The sequence below is a fragment of the Streptomyces sp. NPDC028928 genome, from assembly GCF_055564915.1.
Map to the genome: position 1 here is coordinate 307,753 of NZ_JBVHVI010000012.1, position 14,983 is coordinate 322,735.

A 14,983-nucleotide genomic window follows, 5' to 3' on the forward strand; every position below is an offset into this window, starting at 1 on the left:
GGATCGCGGCAGCCTTCATGTGGTCCCCTCTTTGGTCAGCAGGTCGGCGGCCGTCTCGGGGTCGGGGGCGTGCAGGTAGTCGAAACGGCAGCCCGCGAGCGCGGTGATGAGGTGACTGCGCCAGCGGGCCAGGGCGGGGGTGTCCAGCGGCCACACCGGGCCGTACGGCACTCCTGAGACGCCGGTTACCGGAGTGGGCAGGCCGGAGATGTAGCGGGCCAGCATCTCGTGCACCGCAGCCGCTCGTTCACCGAGAGCGGCACTGCGGGCGTCATCGAGGCTTGAGCCAGATCCGGGTGGACGGCCACGCGCACGACCCTCGCCAGTGACGCCGGGACGGTGGCGAACGGCTCCAGAAGGTAGCGTGGCTTGGGCGCGAGGGGTCGGGTCGGGTCACGGATGGCTGCGGTGGGCTTCCCCGGCCACACCGCAAGGCCACCGTCGCCTCGCTCGCCGAGGACGACCAGGTCGTCACCGGCGTGGTCCAGCCGCGCGCCGCGAGGGCGATCGCAGTGCAGGTCTTGCCGACGCCCTTCGTTCCGATCAGCAAGACCGCCTGTCCGTCGGGTGCGATCAGGGCGGTGCCGTGCACGGTGACCCTGTGCTGCTGCTGGCGGATGCGTTCGGTCGCGGTGTAGGTGGCGTAGGCCAGGGTGTCCGAGGCGGCCACGGCGGCGGGTAGTCGCAGGCGCACGGTGTCCTTCTCGACGGTGACAGCCGCCGCCCCTGTGGTGATCTCGACGTCGGCCGCCGCCTTGGTGTCCGGCGCTGCCTCCAGGGTCCAGCCGCCAGGCAGGGACCGGTCGACGGCCTGCGCGGGCGCGGTGTCCAGTTTCTCGGGCAGTACGAGGAGGGTCGAGCAGTGGCCGGTGGTGAGTCGGTGCGCGGTCATCCGGCAGCCCGTTCCAGTTCAACGAGCAGATTCTCGACCGGTTCGATGGTGGGCAGGTAGCGACCGGCCAGCAGGTCATCCATCCAGTCGGTCCGGGACAGCGTGGCCCGCACCAGTTCCTCCGTCGCCCCGGGCGGTGCCTGGTGGGCGGTGGTGATCTCGATCGATGCCGGGTCGTCGTACGCGGCGCCGTTGCGCCACAGCAGCCCGATGCGGCACGGGCCGAACTCGGCGGGCAGTTCATGCGGCAGCGGAGTCCGTAACCCGTACGACACGGGCGTCACGGTAGACACGGTCGATCACCTCCAGCGGGCGCCGCAGCGCCGTCAGCGGGAACAGGCAGGGAGGGGGCGGACGCCCGTCGGCGGCGTCCAGAACTGCGGCGTACATCGCGCGCCGCAGTTCCTCATGGGTGGGAGCGGTGACCGGAATACCGAGTCCGGCTTCGAGGTTCCGGCCACGTACCCGAAGGAGGCGTCCGTCGGCAAGGTGGAGGATGAGTTCGTGGGCCGACGGGCCGGAGTGGTCCACGCGTGCGTCGATGTGGACCGCGGTCCCGCCGGTCAGGGTGACGACGGCTGTGACTCGGTCCTCGGTCTCGGCCAAGCCCCGGCAGCGCGCGACCTTTGCGTCGACCGCCTCGACGTCGCCGGGGACGATCCGCAGGGCGAGTGCCAGGCCGTGGATGGCCTGCTGGTGCAGCACTCCGCCGGCGGTGGCGTAGGTACGGCGCCAGCCGCGGAAGTAGCCGGGATCGCGTCGCACGGCCAGCATCACGTCCGCGCGTAGGACGGCCGGAGGCGAGGGCAGATGACAGGTGGCGAGGCGTCAGCCATCCCAGCACCATCCCAGCACGGGAAAAACCAGGGGCCCGACTCCGAAGAGTCGGGCCCTTTCTGACCTGCACGTTTGCCAGATCAGCGAAGTGGTGTTACGTCACCCGCTACACGTTGAAGCGGAACTCCACCACATCCCCGTCCTGCATCACATAGTCCTTGCCCTCCATGCGCGCCTTGCCCTTGGCGCGGGCCTCGGTGACCGAGCCGGCTTCGAGGAGGTCGTCGAAGGAGATGACCTCGGCCTTGATGAAGCCCTTCTGGAAGTCGGTGTGGATGACACCGGCGGCCTCGGGGGCGGTGGCGCCCTTCTTGATGGTCCAGGCGCGGGATTCCTTGGGGCCGGCCGTCAGGTAGGTCTGGAGGCCGAGGGTGTCGAAGCCGACGCGGGCGAGGGTGGCGAGGCCGGGCTCGTGCTGGCCGACGGACTCCAGCAGCTCCAGGGCCTCCTTCTCGTCCAGCTCGGCGAGGTCGGCCTCCAGCTTGGCGTTGAGGAAGATCGCCTCGGCGGGGACGACCAGGGCGCGCTGCTCGTTCTTGAAGTCCTCGTCCACCAGTTCGTCCTCGTCCACGTTGAAGACGTAGAGGAAGGGCTTGGTGGTGAGCAGGTGCAGGTCGTGGAGGAGTTCCGCGCGCTCGGTGCCCTGGACGATGCCGTGGGAGAAGAGGGTGTCGCCCTTCTCCAGGATGTCCTTGGCCTCCTCGACCGCCTTGACCTTGGGAGCGATGTCCTTCTTGATCCGGGACTCCTTCTGGAGGCGCGGGAGGACCTTCTCGATGGTCTGGAGGTCGGCGAGGATCAGCTCGGTGTTGATCGTCTCGATGTCGTCCTTGGGCGAGACCTTGCCGTCGACGTGGACGACGTTCTCGTCCTTGAAGGCACGGATGACCTGGCAGATCGCGTCGGACTCGCGGATGTTCGCGAGGAACTTGTTGCCCAGGCCCTCACCCTCGGAGGCACCGCGGACGATGCCGGCGATGTCGACGAAGTCGACCGTGGCCGGGAGGATGCGCTCCGACTTGAAGATCGAGGCCAGCTGGGCGAGACGGGCGTCGGGCACGCCGACCACGCCGACATTCGGCTCGATCGTGGCGAACGGGTAGTTGGCCGCCAGCACGTCGTTCTTGGTCAGGGCGTTGAACAGGGTCGACTTGCCGACATTGGGCAGGCCGACGATTCCGATCGTGAGCGACACGTTGCGACTTCCCGTAGTTGAGTGGGCCAGGGGCTGCCAGGGGCCAGAGACCGACACTGGCCGATCCACCAGTTTACGGCGTCCCGCGCGCCCGCCTCACGGATGCGCCGAACCCCCGGCCAAGCTCCGGCCACCGGCGTGTCTGGAGGCCGATTCGGCACATAAACAGACCTAGGTTGGTCCCTGTGGAGCAATACGGAACGCATCCCCCGAACGACGGACCGCGACGTGGCGTGCCCTCGTCACCCCCGCTGCCGCGGCAGGGACGGCGCCGGCCCGGTGGAGCGGGCCGGCCCGCCGGTGCGCGCCGGCCGGCGCCGGTTGCCCGGCACCTGCCGAACCCCCGGCTGACCGGGCTCGGCAGCGGGCTGTTCTGCCTGGCGGCGATGTTCCTGCTCGGCTGCCTGGACGAGCTGCTGTTCGGCGCGTCCCCGGCGGTCTACGGCGTGCTGTTCCTGCCGGTGTGCGTGCTGACCGCGCTGTGGGTGCGGGCGGGGGACGTGCTGAGCGCGCCCGTCGTCGCACCGATCGCGTTCGCCGTGGGGCTGCTGCCGGTCGCCGAGGGCGGCGGGGGACTGCCCGGCCGTCTGATGGGGCTGGTCACCGGGCTGGCCACGCAGGCGGGCTGGCTGTACGGGGGGACGCTCGCCGCCGCGTTGATCGTGCTCGTGCGCCGGGTGCGGTGGGTACAGCGGCGCCGGCGGCGAAGCTGACAGCAGCCGGCCCGGCCGGGGGTACGTGCGGATCAGCCCGGGTCCCAGGGGGTTTGGTTTGGATCAGCCCGGGTCCGACCTGATCCGAACGAAACCCCCTAGGCGTGCTGGGCCGCTCTCATCGCCGCGCCCACGATCCCCGCGTTGTTCTGCAGCTGCGCGGGCACGATCTCGGCCTTGACGTCCTCGATGAGGTGCAGGAACTTCTGCGCCTTGCGGCTGACCCCGCCGCCGATGATGAACAGCTCCGGCGAGAACAGCATCTCCACGTGCGCCAGGTACTTCTGGACGCGGTGCGCCCACTGCTCCCAGCTGAGGCCGCGGTCGTCCTTGGCCTTGCTGGAGGCGCGCTTCTCGGCGTCGTGGCCGTTCAGCTCCAGGTGGCCCAGCTCGGTGTTCGGGACCAGGGCGCCGTCCACGAAGACGGCGCTGCCGATGCCCGTGCCGAAGGTGAGCAGGATCACCGTGCCCCGGCGGCCCCGCCCGGCGCCGAACTCCATCTCGGCGACGCCCGCCGCGTCCGCGTCGTTGACCACGGTCACCGGGAGCCCGCCGAGCCGGTCGCTGAACAACGCGCGCGCGTCGGTGTCGATCCAGCTCTTGTCGACGTTCGCCGCCGTACGGACCGTGGCGCCGCCGGTGACCACTCCGGGGAAGGTCAGGCCGACCGGCCCGGTCCAGCCGAAGTGGTCCACCACCTGCCTGACCCCGTCGGCGACGCCGTCGGGCGTCGCCGGGTGCGGGGTGAGCACCTTGCAGCGCTCCTGGGCCAGGTCGCCCCGGTCCAGGTCCACAGGGGCGCCCTTGATCCCGGATCCGCCGATGTCCACGCCGAAGATCTGCATGGCTCCACGTTACGACGGAGCACGGACAGTCACGCCTCGGGTGTACCGCTTCCGCCGCGCTCGGCGACCAGGGCCGCCGCCTCCTCGCGCAGGTCGCGGCGCAGCTCCTTGGGCAGCGAGAAGGTGATGGACTCCTCGGCGGCCTTGACCAGCTCCACGTCCCCGTAGCCGCGCTCGGCGAGCCACTGCAGGACCTCCTCGACCAGCACCTCCGGCACGGAGGCCCCGGAGGTGACGCCGACGGTGCTCACGCCCTCCAGCCAGGCCTCGTCGATCTCGCTGGCGAAGTCCACCAGGTAGGCCTCGCGGGCGCCGGCGAGCTTGGCGACCTCGACCAGCCGCTTGGAGTTGGAGGAGTTGCGCGAGCCGACGACGATGACCAGCTCGGCCTCGGCACCCATCTGCTTCACGGCGAGCTGCCGGTTCTGCGTGGCGTAGCAGATGTCGTCGCTGGGCGGGGAGACGAGCCCGGGGAACTTCGTCTTCAGGGCGTCGACGGTCTCCATGGTCTCGTCCACGGAGAGGGTGGTCTGGGAGAGCCAGACCACCTTCGACGGGTCGCGGACCTCGACCTTGTCGACGTCCGCGGGGCCGTCGACCAGCTGGATGTGCTCGGGGGCCTCGCCGGAGGTGCCGATGACCTCCTCGTGGCCCTCGTGGCCGATCAGGAGGATGTCGTAGTCCTCGCCCGCGTACCGGACGGCTTCCTTGTGGACCTTGGTGACCAGGGGGCAGGTGGCGTCGATGGTGGCGAGCCGGCCCTGGCGGGCCTCCTCGTGCACCACGGGGGCGACGCCGTGCGCCGAGAACATGACGATGTTGCCGGGCGGCACCTCCTCCGTGCGCTCGACGAAGATGGCGCCCTTCTTCTCCAGGGTCTGCACGACGTACTTGTTGTGGACGATCTCGTGCCGGACGTAGATCGGGGCCCCGTACTGCTCCAGGGCCTTCTCGACGGCGATCACGGCGCGATCCACGCCGGCGCAGTAGCCCCGGGGGGCGGCGAGCAGGACACGGCGGCCAGAGGAAGCGGTCATGCGTCCCATCGTAAGGGTGCGTTCGGCGGCGCCGGGATCGCTTCCCCGTGGCCCCGCGGGGAAGACTGACGCGTATGTCCGACACCGGAACGACAGCTTCCACGACCGGCGCGCACCACGGGCTGCGCCGCAGCCTCGGCTTCCGGGACCTGGTGGTGTACGGGCTGCTGTTCATCGCCCCGATGGCACCGGTCGGGGTGTACGGCACGCTGGACGCCCGGTCGCACGGCGCGGTGGCACTGGTGTACGGGGTGGCGACGGTCGCCATGGGTTTCACCGCGTTCAGCTACGCGCAGATGGTGCGGGTCGTACCGCAGGCGGGTTCGGTGTTCGCCTACGCGCGCGCGGGGCTCGGGAACGGGGCCGGGTTCGTCGCGGGCTGGATGGCGATGCTGGACTACGTGCTCATCCCCGCGGTGGCGTACCTCTTCTCCGGCATCGCGATGAACGCGCTGGTCCCCGAGGTGTCCCGGTGGGTGTGGACGGCGCTGGCCGTGGTCGTCACGACCCTCCTCAACCTGTGGGGCGTACGGGCCGCCGCGCGCGTGGGCTTGGCCGTCCTGGCCCTGGAGGTCGTGGTCCTGCTGGTGTTCGTCGTGTCGGCGGTCGTGGTGCTGGCGCGGGACGGGGCGCAGCGGGGGCTGCTGTCGCCGCTGTCCGGAGACGGCACGCAGGGCGGGTTCGCGCTGTCGGCGGTGCTCGGCGCGGTGTCCGTGGCGGTCCTGTCCTACCTGGGCTTCGACGCGATCGCGACGTTCGCCGAGGAGGTCACCGGGGGCTCGGCGAAGGTGGCGCGGGCGCTGCTGTTCTGTCTGGCGCTGGCCGGGGTGCTGTTCGTGGCGCAGACGTACCTGGTGGCGCTGCTGGAGCCGACGACGTCCGCGCGGCTCGCGCACGATCCCGCGCTGCAGGGTTCGGCCTTCTACGACGCGGTGGACTCCGCCGTCGGCACGTGGCTGCACGACCTGGTGGCCGCGAGCAAGGCGGTCGGTGCGGCGTTCGCCGCGCTGGCCGGGCAGGCGGCGGCCGGGCGGCTGCTGTTCGCCATGGCCCGCGACCGGAGGCTGCCACGGGCGCTGGCCCGGACGGACTCCGGGGTGCCGCGGGTCGCGCTGCTGTGCGCGGCGGTGATCACGCTGGTCGCCGCGGGGTGGGCCGCACGGCGGGACGACGGCCTGGACAGGCTCGTCTCGGTGGTCGACATCGGGGCGCTGTCCGCGTTCACGCTGCTGCACGCGAGCGTGGTGGGGTACTTCGCGGTGCGGCGCGGGGAGATGAGCTGGTGGCGGCATGTGCTGGTGCCGGTGGCGGGGGCGGCGGTCACGGTGGCGGTGATCGTGGAGGCGGCCGGGGTCGCGCAGGCCGTGGGGGCGCTGTGGCTGCTGACCGGCCTGCTGGTGCTGGCGGCTCGTTCCGGACGGCGCCGCAACGGCACCCCGGCGGACACGGGGGCCGAGGGCCGGGGCGACGCGGCGGAGGGCAGCTGAACACGGGAGCGGGGCGGCGGTGCGGTCCTGGCCGGTGGGCGGGGCCGCCGCCTCCGTCGGACCACTGCCGCCTCCCTCAGGGTCGGAGGTGCCGCGGGTCAGCTCCGGATTCCGTCGCCGATGACGCGCAGCCCCGCGTGTCCGGCCACCCAGGCCGCCTGGCGCCGCTGGTAGTCCTCGTCGCCCCGGGACCGGACATGGACGAGGACGGTGTGACCGTCGGCGCGTTCCTCCAGGTCCGGTGTCGGGGCGTTGAACAGCACCGAGACCTCGGCATGCTTGTGGTCCGCGTGCAGGCCGAGCTCGGGCACCTCGGGCCAGCCCAGGCACCACCAGTTCAGCCGTCCCGCGTTCCGCGCGGCCACGACCGCGACGTCGTCCTCCACGCTGCCCGGCGACTGCTCCGAGAGATGCATCCGCAACGGGAGGTGCGCGGCGAGGAAGACAGGGTCGGCGGGCACGTCCCGGCCCACGAGTCCCATGAGCAGGCCGGTGGGGTCCACGGGCTCGCCGTCCTGCCACTGGAGCGGTCCGTCCTGGACGAACGCCGCCCCGGGCCAGATGTCCCGGGCGCGCAGCACGTCGTCCGCCCCGTGCAGCACGATCTCCGCGCACACCCGCGCGTCCTTCGTGTGCCCGACCGCGACCAGCCGTCGCGCGGTGCGCAACGCGCGCGCGGGATCGGTGGTGCGCAGAACGGGATAGCCGAGGTCCATGGACATGCCGATCACCTTCGCATGGCCGCTCCCGGGCGCGGAAGCCGTTTTGTCGGTGGCGGCCGTTAGTCTCGCGGCATGGCTGTGAACACGTCCCCGGAGTCCCCCCTGCCCGTCGGCGAGGTGTCGCGGCTGATCGGGGGCTGGATCGACCGGCTCGGCGCGGTGTGGGTCGAAGGGCAGATCACGCAGCTGTCGCGCCGGCCCGGCGCCGGCGTCGTGTTCCTGACGCTCCGCGACCCCTCGTACGACATCTCCGTCAGCGTGACCTGCTACCGCCAGGTGTTCGACGCGGTCGCGGACGTCGTCGGCGAGGGCGCTCGTGTGGTCGTCCTGGCGAAGCCGGAGTGGTATGCCCCCCGGGGCCAGCTCTCCCTCCGTGCCGCCGAGATAAGGCCCGTCGGCGTCGGCGAGCTGCTGGCCCGGCTGGAGCAGCTGAAGAAGGCGCTCGCGGCCGAGGGCCTGTTCGCGCCGGAGCGGAAGAAACCGCTGCCGTTCCTGCCGCAGCTGATCGGGCTGGTGTGCGGCCGGGCCTCCGCCGCGGAGCGGGACGTGCTGGAGAACGCCCGGCACCGCTGGCCCGCCGTCCGCTTCGAGGTGCGCAACGTCCCCGTGCAGGGCGTGCACGCCGTCCCCCAGGTCGTGCAGGCGGTCAAGGAACTGGACGCGATCGACGAGGTGGACGTGATCATCGTCGCGCGCGGCGGCGGCAGCGTGGAGGATCTGCTGCCGTTCTCCGACGAGCAGCTGGTGCGGGCGGTGGCGGAGTGCCGTACGCCCGTGGTGTCCGCGATCGGGCACGAGCCGGACAACCCGCTGCTGGACCACGTCGCCGACCTGCGCGCCTCCACGCCGACGGACGCGGCCAAGAAGGTCGTGCCGGACGTCGGCGAGGAGCTGGAGCGGGTGCGGATGCTGCGGGACCGGGCGCGGCGCTGCACGGCGGCGTTCCTGGAGCGGGAGCAGCGCGGGCTGGCGCACGCGCTGGCGCGGCCGTCGATCGAGGATCCGCACCGGATGATCGACGAGCGCGCCGACCACGTGGCCGCGCTGCTCGACCGCGGCCGGCGGACCCTGGGGCATCTGCTGGACCGCGCGGACTCGGAGCTGACGCACACGCACGCGCGCGTGGTGGCCCTCTCCCCCGCGGCGACGCTCCAGCGCGGGTACGCGGTGCTGCAGCGGGCGGACGGGCATGTGGTGCGCGGTCCGGCAGAGGTGACGGCGGGCGAGGCGCTGCGCGCCCGCGTCGCCGACGGTGAATTCACAGTGAAGGTGAGCGAATGACGAGCAAGGTGGACGAGGCGCTGTCGTACGAGCAGGCGCGGGACGAGCTGATCGAGGTCGTACGGCGGCTGGAGGCGGGTGGTACGACCCTGGAGGAGTCCCTGGCGCTGTGGGAGCGCGGCGAGGAGCTGGCCAAGGTGTGCCGGCGCTGGCTGGAGGGGGCCCGGGCCCGGCTGGACGCGGCGCTGGCCGAGGAGGAGGAGACGGAGCAGGCCGAGGACTGAGCGGGGCCCGCGCGTGTTGTGAGGCGGGTCACCGCGCCCCCGTTTTAGTTGAAGCTTAAACCTCGCCTGTCGTAGGGTCGTGCCGTCAGCCGGTCCGGGCTCCGGGCCGGACGCGCATCCGAGGAAGTCACATGTCTCTCGTTCTTGACCCCGCCGCCCAGGACCTGCTGTTCCGCGAGGCCCGTACCGCGAACACCTTCACCGACGAGCCGGTGACCGAGGAGCAGGTCCAGGCGATCTACGACCTGGTCAAGTACGGCCCCACCGCCTTCAACCAGACCCCGCTGCGCATCACCCTGGTCCGCTCCCCCGAGGCCCGCGAGCGCCTGGTGCGGCACATGGCCGAGGGCAACCAGGCGAAGACCGCCGCCGCCCCGCTGGTCGCGATCCTCTCCGCGGACAACGAGTTCCACGAGGAGCTGCCGGCCCTGTTCCCGGCCTTCCCGCAGGCCAAGGACCTCTTCTTCGCCGAGCGCCCGGCCCGCGAGGGCTCCGCCACGCTGAACGCCGCGCTCCAGGCCGCCTACTTCATCGTCGGCGTCCGCGCCGCCGGCCTCGCCGCCGGCCCGATGACCGGCTTCGACTTCGAGGGCGTCCGCAAGGAGTTCCTGGACGACGACCACACCCCGCTGATGGTCGTCAACATCGGCAAGCCGGGCCCGGACGCCTGGTACCCGCGCTCGCCGCGCCTGGCCTACGAGGACGTCGTCACGACCGTCTGAGCAGTCCGCGTACGCGAAGAGGCCCCCGGCGGTGCTGGGGGCCTCTTCGCGTGCACGGAGGTGGTACGGCCACCTCCCGGCTCACTTCATCCTCAGTGCCGCCGCCATCGTCCTCAGCTCCTCGAAGGAGCCGGTGCCGGCGACCACCGTGGTGGAGCCGGGCGTGTCCTCCAGGACCAGGGCGTCGTACCGGCCGCCGGTGCAGCGGGTCCAGGTACGGCCGTCGATCGTCTCGGTCCGCTTCGTCGCCGAGCCGCCCTGGCTGGCCTGGTCGATGAAGTCGGCGGGCTTCTGCGTGGACTGCTCGACCTGCACGTACTGGCCGTCCGGGGTCTGGAAGCCGAGGTGCCAGCGGTCGGAGTTCGCGCCCTGGAAGCGTACGGAGGTCGCCTTCCAGGCACTCGGCAGGCCCTCCGGCGCGGCCACCGGGTAGCTCGCCGCCCGGCGGGCCGTGAGCAGCTCGACCCGGTAGTCGACCCGCTTGAGGTCGGGAGAGTGATCGTCGTGCGGGATGGCGAAGAAGTAGACGACCAACGCCGCGATGCCGATCAGGGCCAGGGAGAGAACCATGTCCCGGGCCGTCTTCTGCTTGCCGTTCGAACCTGCCACGCCCCCTATCGTCGCAGGTGCCCCATGCGCTCATCCGTGGGGTCCCCTGCTCATTTTGTCTGCCCGACGATAGAGTCAGGGTCCACTACCCTCATCCGGCCGTCGTCGTATCAGAAAGGTGCGCTCCGATGACCGAAAATCATCACCTGCCGTCCGAGCTCGACGTTCCCTCCGAAGCTCCCGACCGCAACCTCGCCCTGGAACTCGTCCGGGTGACCGAAGCCGCCGCGATGGCCGCGGGCCGCTGGGTGGGGCGCGGTGACAAGAACGGCGCCGACGGTGCCGCGGTGCGCGCCATGCGGACCCTCGTCTCCACCGTGTCGATGAACGGCGTGGTCGTCATCGGCGAGGGCGAGAAGGACGAGGCCCCGATGCTCTTCAACGGGGAGCAGGTGGGCGACGGCACCGGTCCCGAGGTGGACATCGCCGTCGACCCCATCGACGGCACCACGCTGACGGCCAAGGGCATGCCGAACGCGATCGCCGTCCTCGCCGCCGCCGAGCGCGGCGCGATGTTCGACCCGTCCGCCGTGTTCTACATGGACAAGCTGGTCACCGGCCCCGAGGCGGCGGACTTCGTCGACATCAACGCGCCGGTGGAGGTGAACATCCGCCGGATCGCCAAGGCCAAGCGGTCCTCGCCGGAGGACGTCACCGTCGTCATCCTGGACCGGCCGCGGCACGAGGGCCTGATCCGGGAGGTCCGGGAGGCCGGCGCGCGCATCAAGCTGATCTCCGACGGTGACGTGGCCGGCTCGGTGTACGCACTGCGCGAGGGCACCGGCGTCGACCTGCTGCTCGGCATCGGCGGTACGCCGGAGGGCATCATCTCGGCCTGCGCCGTGAAGTGCCTGGGCGGGACCATCCAGGGCAAGCTGTGGCCCAAGGACGACGAGGAGCGGCAGCGGGCGATCGACGCCGGGCACGATCTGGACCGTGTGCTGACGACGGACGACCTGGTGTCCGGGGAGAACGTGTTCTTCGTCGCGACCGGGATCACCGACGGCGAGCTGCTGCGCGGGGTTCGGTACCGGTCGGAGACCGCCCTGACCGAGTCGATCGTGATGCGGTCGAAGTCGGGGACGGTGCGGAAGATCTTCTCCGAGCACCGGCTCAGCAAGCTGCGGGCCTACAGCGCGATCGACTTCGACCGGGCCAAGTAGCGCCTACGGGGAGGGGCTGCGCGTCCGCCGGCGAGTGCGGTCGCCTGTGACCGGTCGCGCAGTTCCCCGCGCCCTTCGGGGGCGCACCGCGCGCCCCCTGTTTTCGGTCGCCTAACCCGCCATGCGGTCCGCCGCCGCCCTTGCCGCCTTCTTCAGTTCCAGGTCCCTGCGGCGGCGCCTCGCCAGGACCACCCGGCGTTCGGCCGCGGTGAGACCGCCCCAGACGCCGTAGGGCTCGGGCTGGAGGAGGGCGTGTTCGCGGCACTCGACCATGACCGGACAGCGGGAGCAGACGCGCTTGGCCGCCTCCTCGCGGGACAGCCGGGCCGCGGTCGGTTCCTTCGACGGGGCGAAGAACAGGCCGGCCTCGTCGCGCCGGCACACCGCCTCGGTGTGCCAGGGGGCGTCTTGGTCCCTGTCTCGCGCTGGCACCCGCTGGGCCGGAACGGCAGCTACCTGCAGGGACGAATGCGGCGGTTGCAGCACGGTCTACTCCTGACGACGGCTTCGCGAGCGAGAGACGATGCAGCAAGGCCTACCCGCTGTGCGCGGGCCTATGCACAGAGTTCCCGTCCGCGAGCGCGCGGCGGCCCGTTCACGCCCCCGGGCCGTCGGACCGTCAATGCCCCAGGTGTCTGCGGAGCTTGCGGTCGACCTTGTCCTGGACCCGCTCCAGGATGTCCGCCACGCGCTTGCCCCGCTTGGGCCGCGCCTCCACGTTGCCGAGGACGGCCCAGCCGTCGACGTAGACCACCGGCGCCTCGGAGTCGACCGAGTCCAGCGGGCTCACCTCGAAGTTGCCGAGCACCCCGCCGCCGGTGCCGCGCAGCGAGATGTTCTCCGGGACGCGGATCTGGACGTCACCGAAGACGGAGACGGCCTTGATGACCACCTGCTGGTACTCGAAGATCGCCTCGCTGAGATCGATCTCGACGCTGCCGAAGACCGCGTACGCGTGCAGCCGGCGCCCGGCCCGCCAGCGGCCCCGGCGCATGGCGCTGCTGAACACCGCCACCACGTTGGCGTCCGCCTCGGCCGGGATCGCGCCCGGGGTGGGGCGGGGCGGGACGGGTGTGTAGGCGGGGGCGGCGGGGCGCTGGTGGGCGGCGGGCAGGTCGCGGATGAAGACCTCCAGCTCCCCCACCGTCTTGGCGGCCAGCGCCCCGGCCACGCGCTCGGCGTGCTCCTCGGCGGTCAGCCGGCCCTCGGCGAGGGCCTCGCGGAGGATGTCGGCGATCCGGTCGCGGTCGGCGTCGGAGGCGCGCAGCTCGGCGGGCGGTGTGGGGGCGCTCTGCTTCTGAAGGTCCACGGCAGCAGCGTACCCACACACGATAGATCGCGACACCCCCGACTGAGCCTTACCTCACAGGTTCGCTGTCGGCGGCAGGTTCTACGCTGGACGGGCCCGCCAGCGTCGGCGGGCCGCCGTCCGTCAGAGTGAGGAATGGGCTGAGATGCCTGAGTTCGCGTACACCGATCTGCTCCCCCAGGGAGAGGACACCACCCCGTACCGGCTGGTGACGTCCGAGGGCGTCTCCACGGTCGAGGGGCCCGACGGACGGACGTTCCTCAAGGTCGAGCCGGAGGCGCTGCGCAAGCTGGCCGAGGAGGCCATCCACGACATCCAGCACTACCTGCGCCCGGCCCACCTCGCGCAGCTGCGCCGGATCATCGACGACCCCGAGGCGTCCAGCAACGACAAGTTCGTCGCGCTCGACCTGCTGAAGAACGCCAACATCGCGGCGGCCGGCGTGCTGCCGATGTGTCAGGACACCGGCACGGCGATCGTCATGGGCAAGCGCGGGCAGAACGTGCTGACGTCCGGCGAGGACGAGAAGCACCTGTCCCACGGCATCTACGACGCCTACACCAAGCTGAACCTGCGCTACTCGCAGATGGCTCCGCTCACCATGTGGGAGGAGAAGAACACCGGCTCCAACCTGCCGGCCCAGATCGAGCTGTACGCCACCGACGGCGGCGCCTACAAGTTCCTGTTCATGGCGAAGGGCGGCGGCTCGGCCAACAAGTCCTTCCTGTACCAGGAGACCAAGGCCGTCCTGAACGAGGCCTCCATGATGAAGTTCCTGGAGGAGAAGATCCGCTCGCTCGGTACGGCCGCCTGCCCGCCGTACCACCTGGCGATCGTCGTCGGCGGCACGAGCGCCGAGTACGCGCTGAAGACCGCGAAGTACGCCTCCGCGCACTACCTGGACAACGCGCCGACCGAGGGCTCGCCGCTCGGCCACGGGTTCCGGGACAAGGAGCTGGAGGAGAAGGTCTTCGAGCTGACCCAGAAGATCGGCATCGGCGCGCAGTTCGGCGGCAAGTACTTCTGCCACGACGTCCGCGTGATCCGGCTGCCGCGGCACGGCGCGTCCTGCCCGGTCGCCATCGCCGTGTCCTGCTCGGCCGACCGCCAGGCCGTCGCGAAGATCACCGCCGAGGGCGTCTTCCTGGAGCAGCTGGAGACCGACCCGGCGCGCTTCCTGCCCGAGACGACGGACGAGCACCTGGAGTCGGAGGGTGACGTCGTCAAGATCGACCTCAACCAGCCGATGGACACGATCCTCGCCGAGCTGACCAAGTACCCGGTCAAGACGCGGCTGTCGCTGACCGGTCCGCTGGTCGTGGCCCGTGACATCGCGCACGCCAAGATCAAGGAGCGGCTGGACGCGGGCGAGGAGATGCCGCAGTACCTGAAGGACCACCCGGTGTACTACGCCGGCCCGGCGAAGACCCCCGAGGGGTACGCCTCCGGTTCCTTCGGCCCGACCACGGCCGGCCGTATGGACTCCTACGTGGAGCAGTTCCAGGCCGCGGGCGGCTCCAAGGTGATGCTCGCCAAGGGCAACCGCAGCAAGCAGGTCACCGACGCGTGCCACGCGCACGGCGGCTTCTACCTCGGCTCCATCGGCGGTCCGGCCGCCCGCCTCGCCCAGGACTGCATCAAGAAGGTGGAGGTCCTGGAGTACGAGGAGCTGGGCATGGAGGCGGTCTGGAAGATCGAGGTCGAGGATTTCCCGGCGTTCATCGTGGTGGACGACAAGGGCAACGACTTCTTCCAGGACCCGGCTCCGCAGCCGACGTTCACGAGCATTCCGGTGCGGGGTCCCGGGCTGGCCTGACCCGGCGGGGGGGGGGGGGGGGGGGGACCCCCCCCCGGGGGGGGGGGCGGCGGGGTTACGGAGGGGGGGGGGAAAAAGAACCCCACACGCCGGCTGCGGAGGGGGGTGGCGGGGAAGACACGGGGGGTTTT

Annotated in this window: 18 protein-coding genes; 7 read left to right on the forward strand and 11 right to left on the reverse strand. The window is 71.3% G+C overall.

The window, feature by feature from the left end:
• Window positions 1-15 precede the first annotated feature (15 nt).
• The 5 genes from ACZ4U1_RS28415 to ychF all read right to left on the reverse strand — a co-directional run bounded on the left by ACZ4U1_RS28415 (window position 16) and on the right by ychF (window position 2,924).
• Window positions 16-234: a hypothetical protein gene (locus ACZ4U1_RS28415; RefSeq protein ID WP_467906988.1), complete on the reverse strand. Its 219-nt coding sequence runs from the start codon at window positions 232-234 to the stop codon at window positions 16-18.
• 37 nt (window positions 235-271) lie between these two features.
• Window positions 272-892, reverse strand: a complete 621-nt coding sequence (locus ACZ4U1_RS28420) for a hypothetical protein (protein WP_467906989.1) — start codon at window positions 890-892, stop codon at window positions 272-274.
• Entirely contained in the window at window positions 889-1,167 is a 279-nt protein-coding gene (locus tag ACZ4U1_RS28425) for a hypothetical protein (RefSeq protein ID WP_467906990.1), read from the reverse strand. The genes ACZ4U1_RS28420 and ACZ4U1_RS28425 overlap by 4 nt, the downstream gene beginning before the upstream one ends.
• Window positions 1,133-1,657 (reverse strand): Gfo/Idh/MocA family protein, encoded by a 525-nt coding sequence (locus ACZ4U1_RS28430; RefSeq protein WP_467906991.1) that lies wholly within the window; start codon window positions 1,655-1,657, stop codon window positions 1,133-1,135. The genes ACZ4U1_RS28425 and ACZ4U1_RS28430 overlap by 35 nt, the downstream gene beginning before the upstream one ends.
• Before the next feature lie 178 nt (window positions 1,658-1,835).
• Window positions 1,836-2,924, reverse strand: a complete 1,089-nt coding sequence (gene ychF / locus ACZ4U1_RS28435; protein WP_467906992.1) for a redox-regulated ATPase YchF — start codon at window positions 2,922-2,924, stop codon at window positions 1,836-1,838.
• Between the two features lie 233 nt (window positions 2,925-3,157).
• On the opposite strand from ychF, the gene ACZ4U1_RS28440 reads away from it, so the two are divergent.
• Complete coding sequence (locus ACZ4U1_RS28440; RefSeq protein WP_467906993.1) at window positions 3,158-3,637, forward strand: DUF6542 domain-containing protein; 480 nt, start codon at window positions 3,158-3,160, stop codon at window positions 3,635-3,637.
• A 98-nt stretch (window positions 3,638-3,735) separates the two neighbouring features.
• Here ACZ4U1_RS28440 and ppgK read toward each other — a convergent pair whose 3' ends face one another.
• Together ppgK and ACZ4U1_RS28450 are read right to left on the reverse strand one after the other, a co-directional pair.
• Complete coding sequence (gene ppgK / locus ACZ4U1_RS28445) at window positions 3,736-4,482, reverse strand: polyphosphate--glucose phosphotransferase (protein ID WP_467906994.1); 747 nt, start codon at window positions 4,480-4,482, stop codon at window positions 3,736-3,738.
• Window positions 4,483-4,511: 29 nt separating this feature from the next.
• Window positions 4,512-5,519 carry a 4-hydroxy-3-methylbut-2-enyl diphosphate reductase gene (locus ACZ4U1_RS28450; protein ID WP_467906995.1) on the reverse strand — a complete coding sequence of 336 codons (1,008 nt, stop codon included), beginning with the start codon at window positions 5,517-5,519 and terminating at the stop codon, window positions 4,512-4,514.
• 74 nt (window positions 5,520-5,593) lie between these two features.
• Here ACZ4U1_RS28450 and ACZ4U1_RS28455 point away from each other — a divergent pair, with 74 nt between their 5' ends.
• Window positions 5,594-7,006 (forward strand): APC family permease, encoded by a 1,413-nt coding sequence (locus ACZ4U1_RS28455; protein WP_467906996.1) that lies wholly within the window; start codon window positions 5,594-5,596, stop codon window positions 7,004-7,006.
• 98 nt (window positions 7,007-7,104) lie between these two features.
• Here the strand turns inward: ACZ4U1_RS28455 and ACZ4U1_RS28460 are convergent, their stop codons facing one another.
• Complete coding sequence (locus ACZ4U1_RS28460) at window positions 7,105-7,728, reverse strand: hypothetical protein (RefSeq protein ID WP_467906997.1); 624 nt, start codon at window positions 7,726-7,728, stop codon at window positions 7,105-7,107.
• 72 nt (window positions 7,729-7,800) lie between these two features.
• Between ACZ4U1_RS28460 and xseA the strand changes: the two genes are divergently transcribed.
• The 3 genes from xseA (at window position 7,801) to ACZ4U1_RS28475 (ending at window position 9,955) form a co-directional block, all read left to right on the forward strand.
• Window positions 7,801-9,009 carry an exodeoxyribonuclease VII large subunit gene (gene xseA / locus ACZ4U1_RS28465; protein ID WP_467906998.1) on the forward strand — a complete coding sequence of 403 codons (1,209 nt, stop codon included), beginning with the start codon at window positions 7,801-7,803 and terminating at the stop codon, window positions 9,007-9,009.
• Window positions 9,006-9,233 (forward strand): exodeoxyribonuclease VII small subunit, encoded by a 228-nt coding sequence (locus ACZ4U1_RS28470; RefSeq protein ID WP_189301942.1) that lies wholly within the window; start codon window positions 9,006-9,008, stop codon window positions 9,231-9,233. Before xseA ends, ACZ4U1_RS28470 begins: the two co-directional genes overlap by 4 nt.
• Window positions 9,234-9,364: 131 nt before the next feature.
• A complete protein-coding gene (locus ACZ4U1_RS28475) occupies window positions 9,365-9,955 on the forward strand; it encodes a malonic semialdehyde reductase (protein WP_467906999.1) in 591 nt (196 codons plus the stop codon).
• A gap of 81 nt (window positions 9,956-10,036) precedes the next feature.
• Here the strand turns inward: ACZ4U1_RS28475 and ACZ4U1_RS28480 are convergent, their stop codons facing one another.
• Window positions 10,037-10,564, reverse strand: a complete 528-nt coding sequence (locus ACZ4U1_RS28480) for a DUF4245 domain-containing protein (RefSeq protein ID WP_467907000.1) — start codon at window positions 10,562-10,564, stop codon at window positions 10,037-10,039.
• Between the two features lie 128 nt (window positions 10,565-10,692).
• On the opposite strand from ACZ4U1_RS28480, the gene glpX reads away from it, so the two are divergent.
• Entirely contained in the window at window positions 10,693-11,727 is a 1,035-nt protein-coding gene (glpX, locus tag ACZ4U1_RS28485) for a class II fructose-bisphosphatase (protein ID WP_467907001.1), read from the forward strand.
• A gap of 111 nt (window positions 11,728-11,838) precedes the next feature.
• On the opposite strand, the gene ACZ4U1_RS28490 is transcribed toward glpX, so the two are convergent.
• Complete coding sequence (locus ACZ4U1_RS28490; RefSeq protein ID WP_189301934.1) at window positions 11,839-12,213, reverse strand: WhiB family transcriptional regulator; 375 nt, start codon at window positions 12,211-12,213, stop codon at window positions 11,839-11,841.
• A 133-nt stretch (window positions 12,214-12,346) separates the two neighbouring features.
• Window positions 12,347-13,036 (reverse strand): DUF1707 SHOCT-like domain-containing protein, encoded by a 690-nt coding sequence (locus tag ACZ4U1_RS28495; RefSeq protein WP_467907002.1) that lies wholly within the window; start codon window positions 13,034-13,036, stop codon window positions 12,347-12,349.
• A 145-nt stretch (window positions 13,037-13,181) separates the two neighbouring features.
• Here ACZ4U1_RS28495 and ACZ4U1_RS28500 point away from each other — a divergent pair, with 145 nt between their 5' ends.
• Window positions 13,182-14,852 carry a fumarate hydratase gene (locus tag ACZ4U1_RS28500; RefSeq protein ID WP_467907003.1) on the forward strand — a complete coding sequence of 557 codons (1,671 nt, stop codon included), beginning with the start codon at window positions 13,182-13,184 and terminating at the stop codon, window positions 14,850-14,852.
• The last annotated feature ends 131 nt before the right edge of the window (window positions 14,853-14,983 follow it).

Excerpts from the sequence above, each read along its gene's own strand:
- glpX (WP_467907001.1), top strand. The coding sequence starts at position 10,693 with ATGACCGAAAATCATCACCTGCCGTCCGAGCTCGACGTTCCCTCCGAA.
- ACZ4U1_RS28420 (WP_467906989.1), bottom strand. The coding sequence starts at position 892 with ATGACCGCGCACCGACTCACCACCGGCCACTGCTCGACCCTCCTCGTA.
- ppgK (WP_467906994.1), bottom strand. The coding sequence starts at position 4,482 with ATGCAGATCTTCGGCGTGGACATCGGCGGATCCGGGATCAAGGGCGCC.
- xseA (WP_467906998.1), top strand. The coding sequence starts at position 7,801 with ATGGCTGTGAACACGTCCCCGGAGTCCCCCCTGCCCGTCGGCGAGGTG.
- ACZ4U1_RS28450 (WP_467906995.1), bottom strand. The coding sequence starts at position 5,519 with ATGACCGCTTCCTCTGGCCGCCGTGTCCTGCTCGCCGCCCCCCGGGGC.
- ACZ4U1_RS28470 (WP_189301942.1), top strand. The coding sequence starts at position 9,006 with ATGACGAGCAAGGTGGACGAGGCGCTGTCGTACGAGCAGGCGCGGGAC.
- ACZ4U1_RS28455 (WP_467906996.1), top strand. The coding sequence starts at position 5,594 with ATGTCCGACACCGGAACGACAGCTTCCACGACCGGCGCGCACCACGGG.
- ACZ4U1_RS28460 (WP_467906997.1), bottom strand. The coding sequence starts at position 7,728 with ATGTCCATGGACCTCGGCTATCCCGTTCTGCGCACCACCGATCCCGCG.
- ACZ4U1_RS28500 (WP_467907003.1), top strand. The coding sequence starts at position 13,182 with ATGCCTGAGTTCGCGTACACCGATCTGCTCCCCCAGGGAGAGGACACC.
- ACZ4U1_RS28475 (WP_467906999.1), top strand. The coding sequence starts at position 9,365 with ATGTCTCTCGTTCTTGACCCCGCCGCCCAGGACCTGCTGTTCCGCGAG.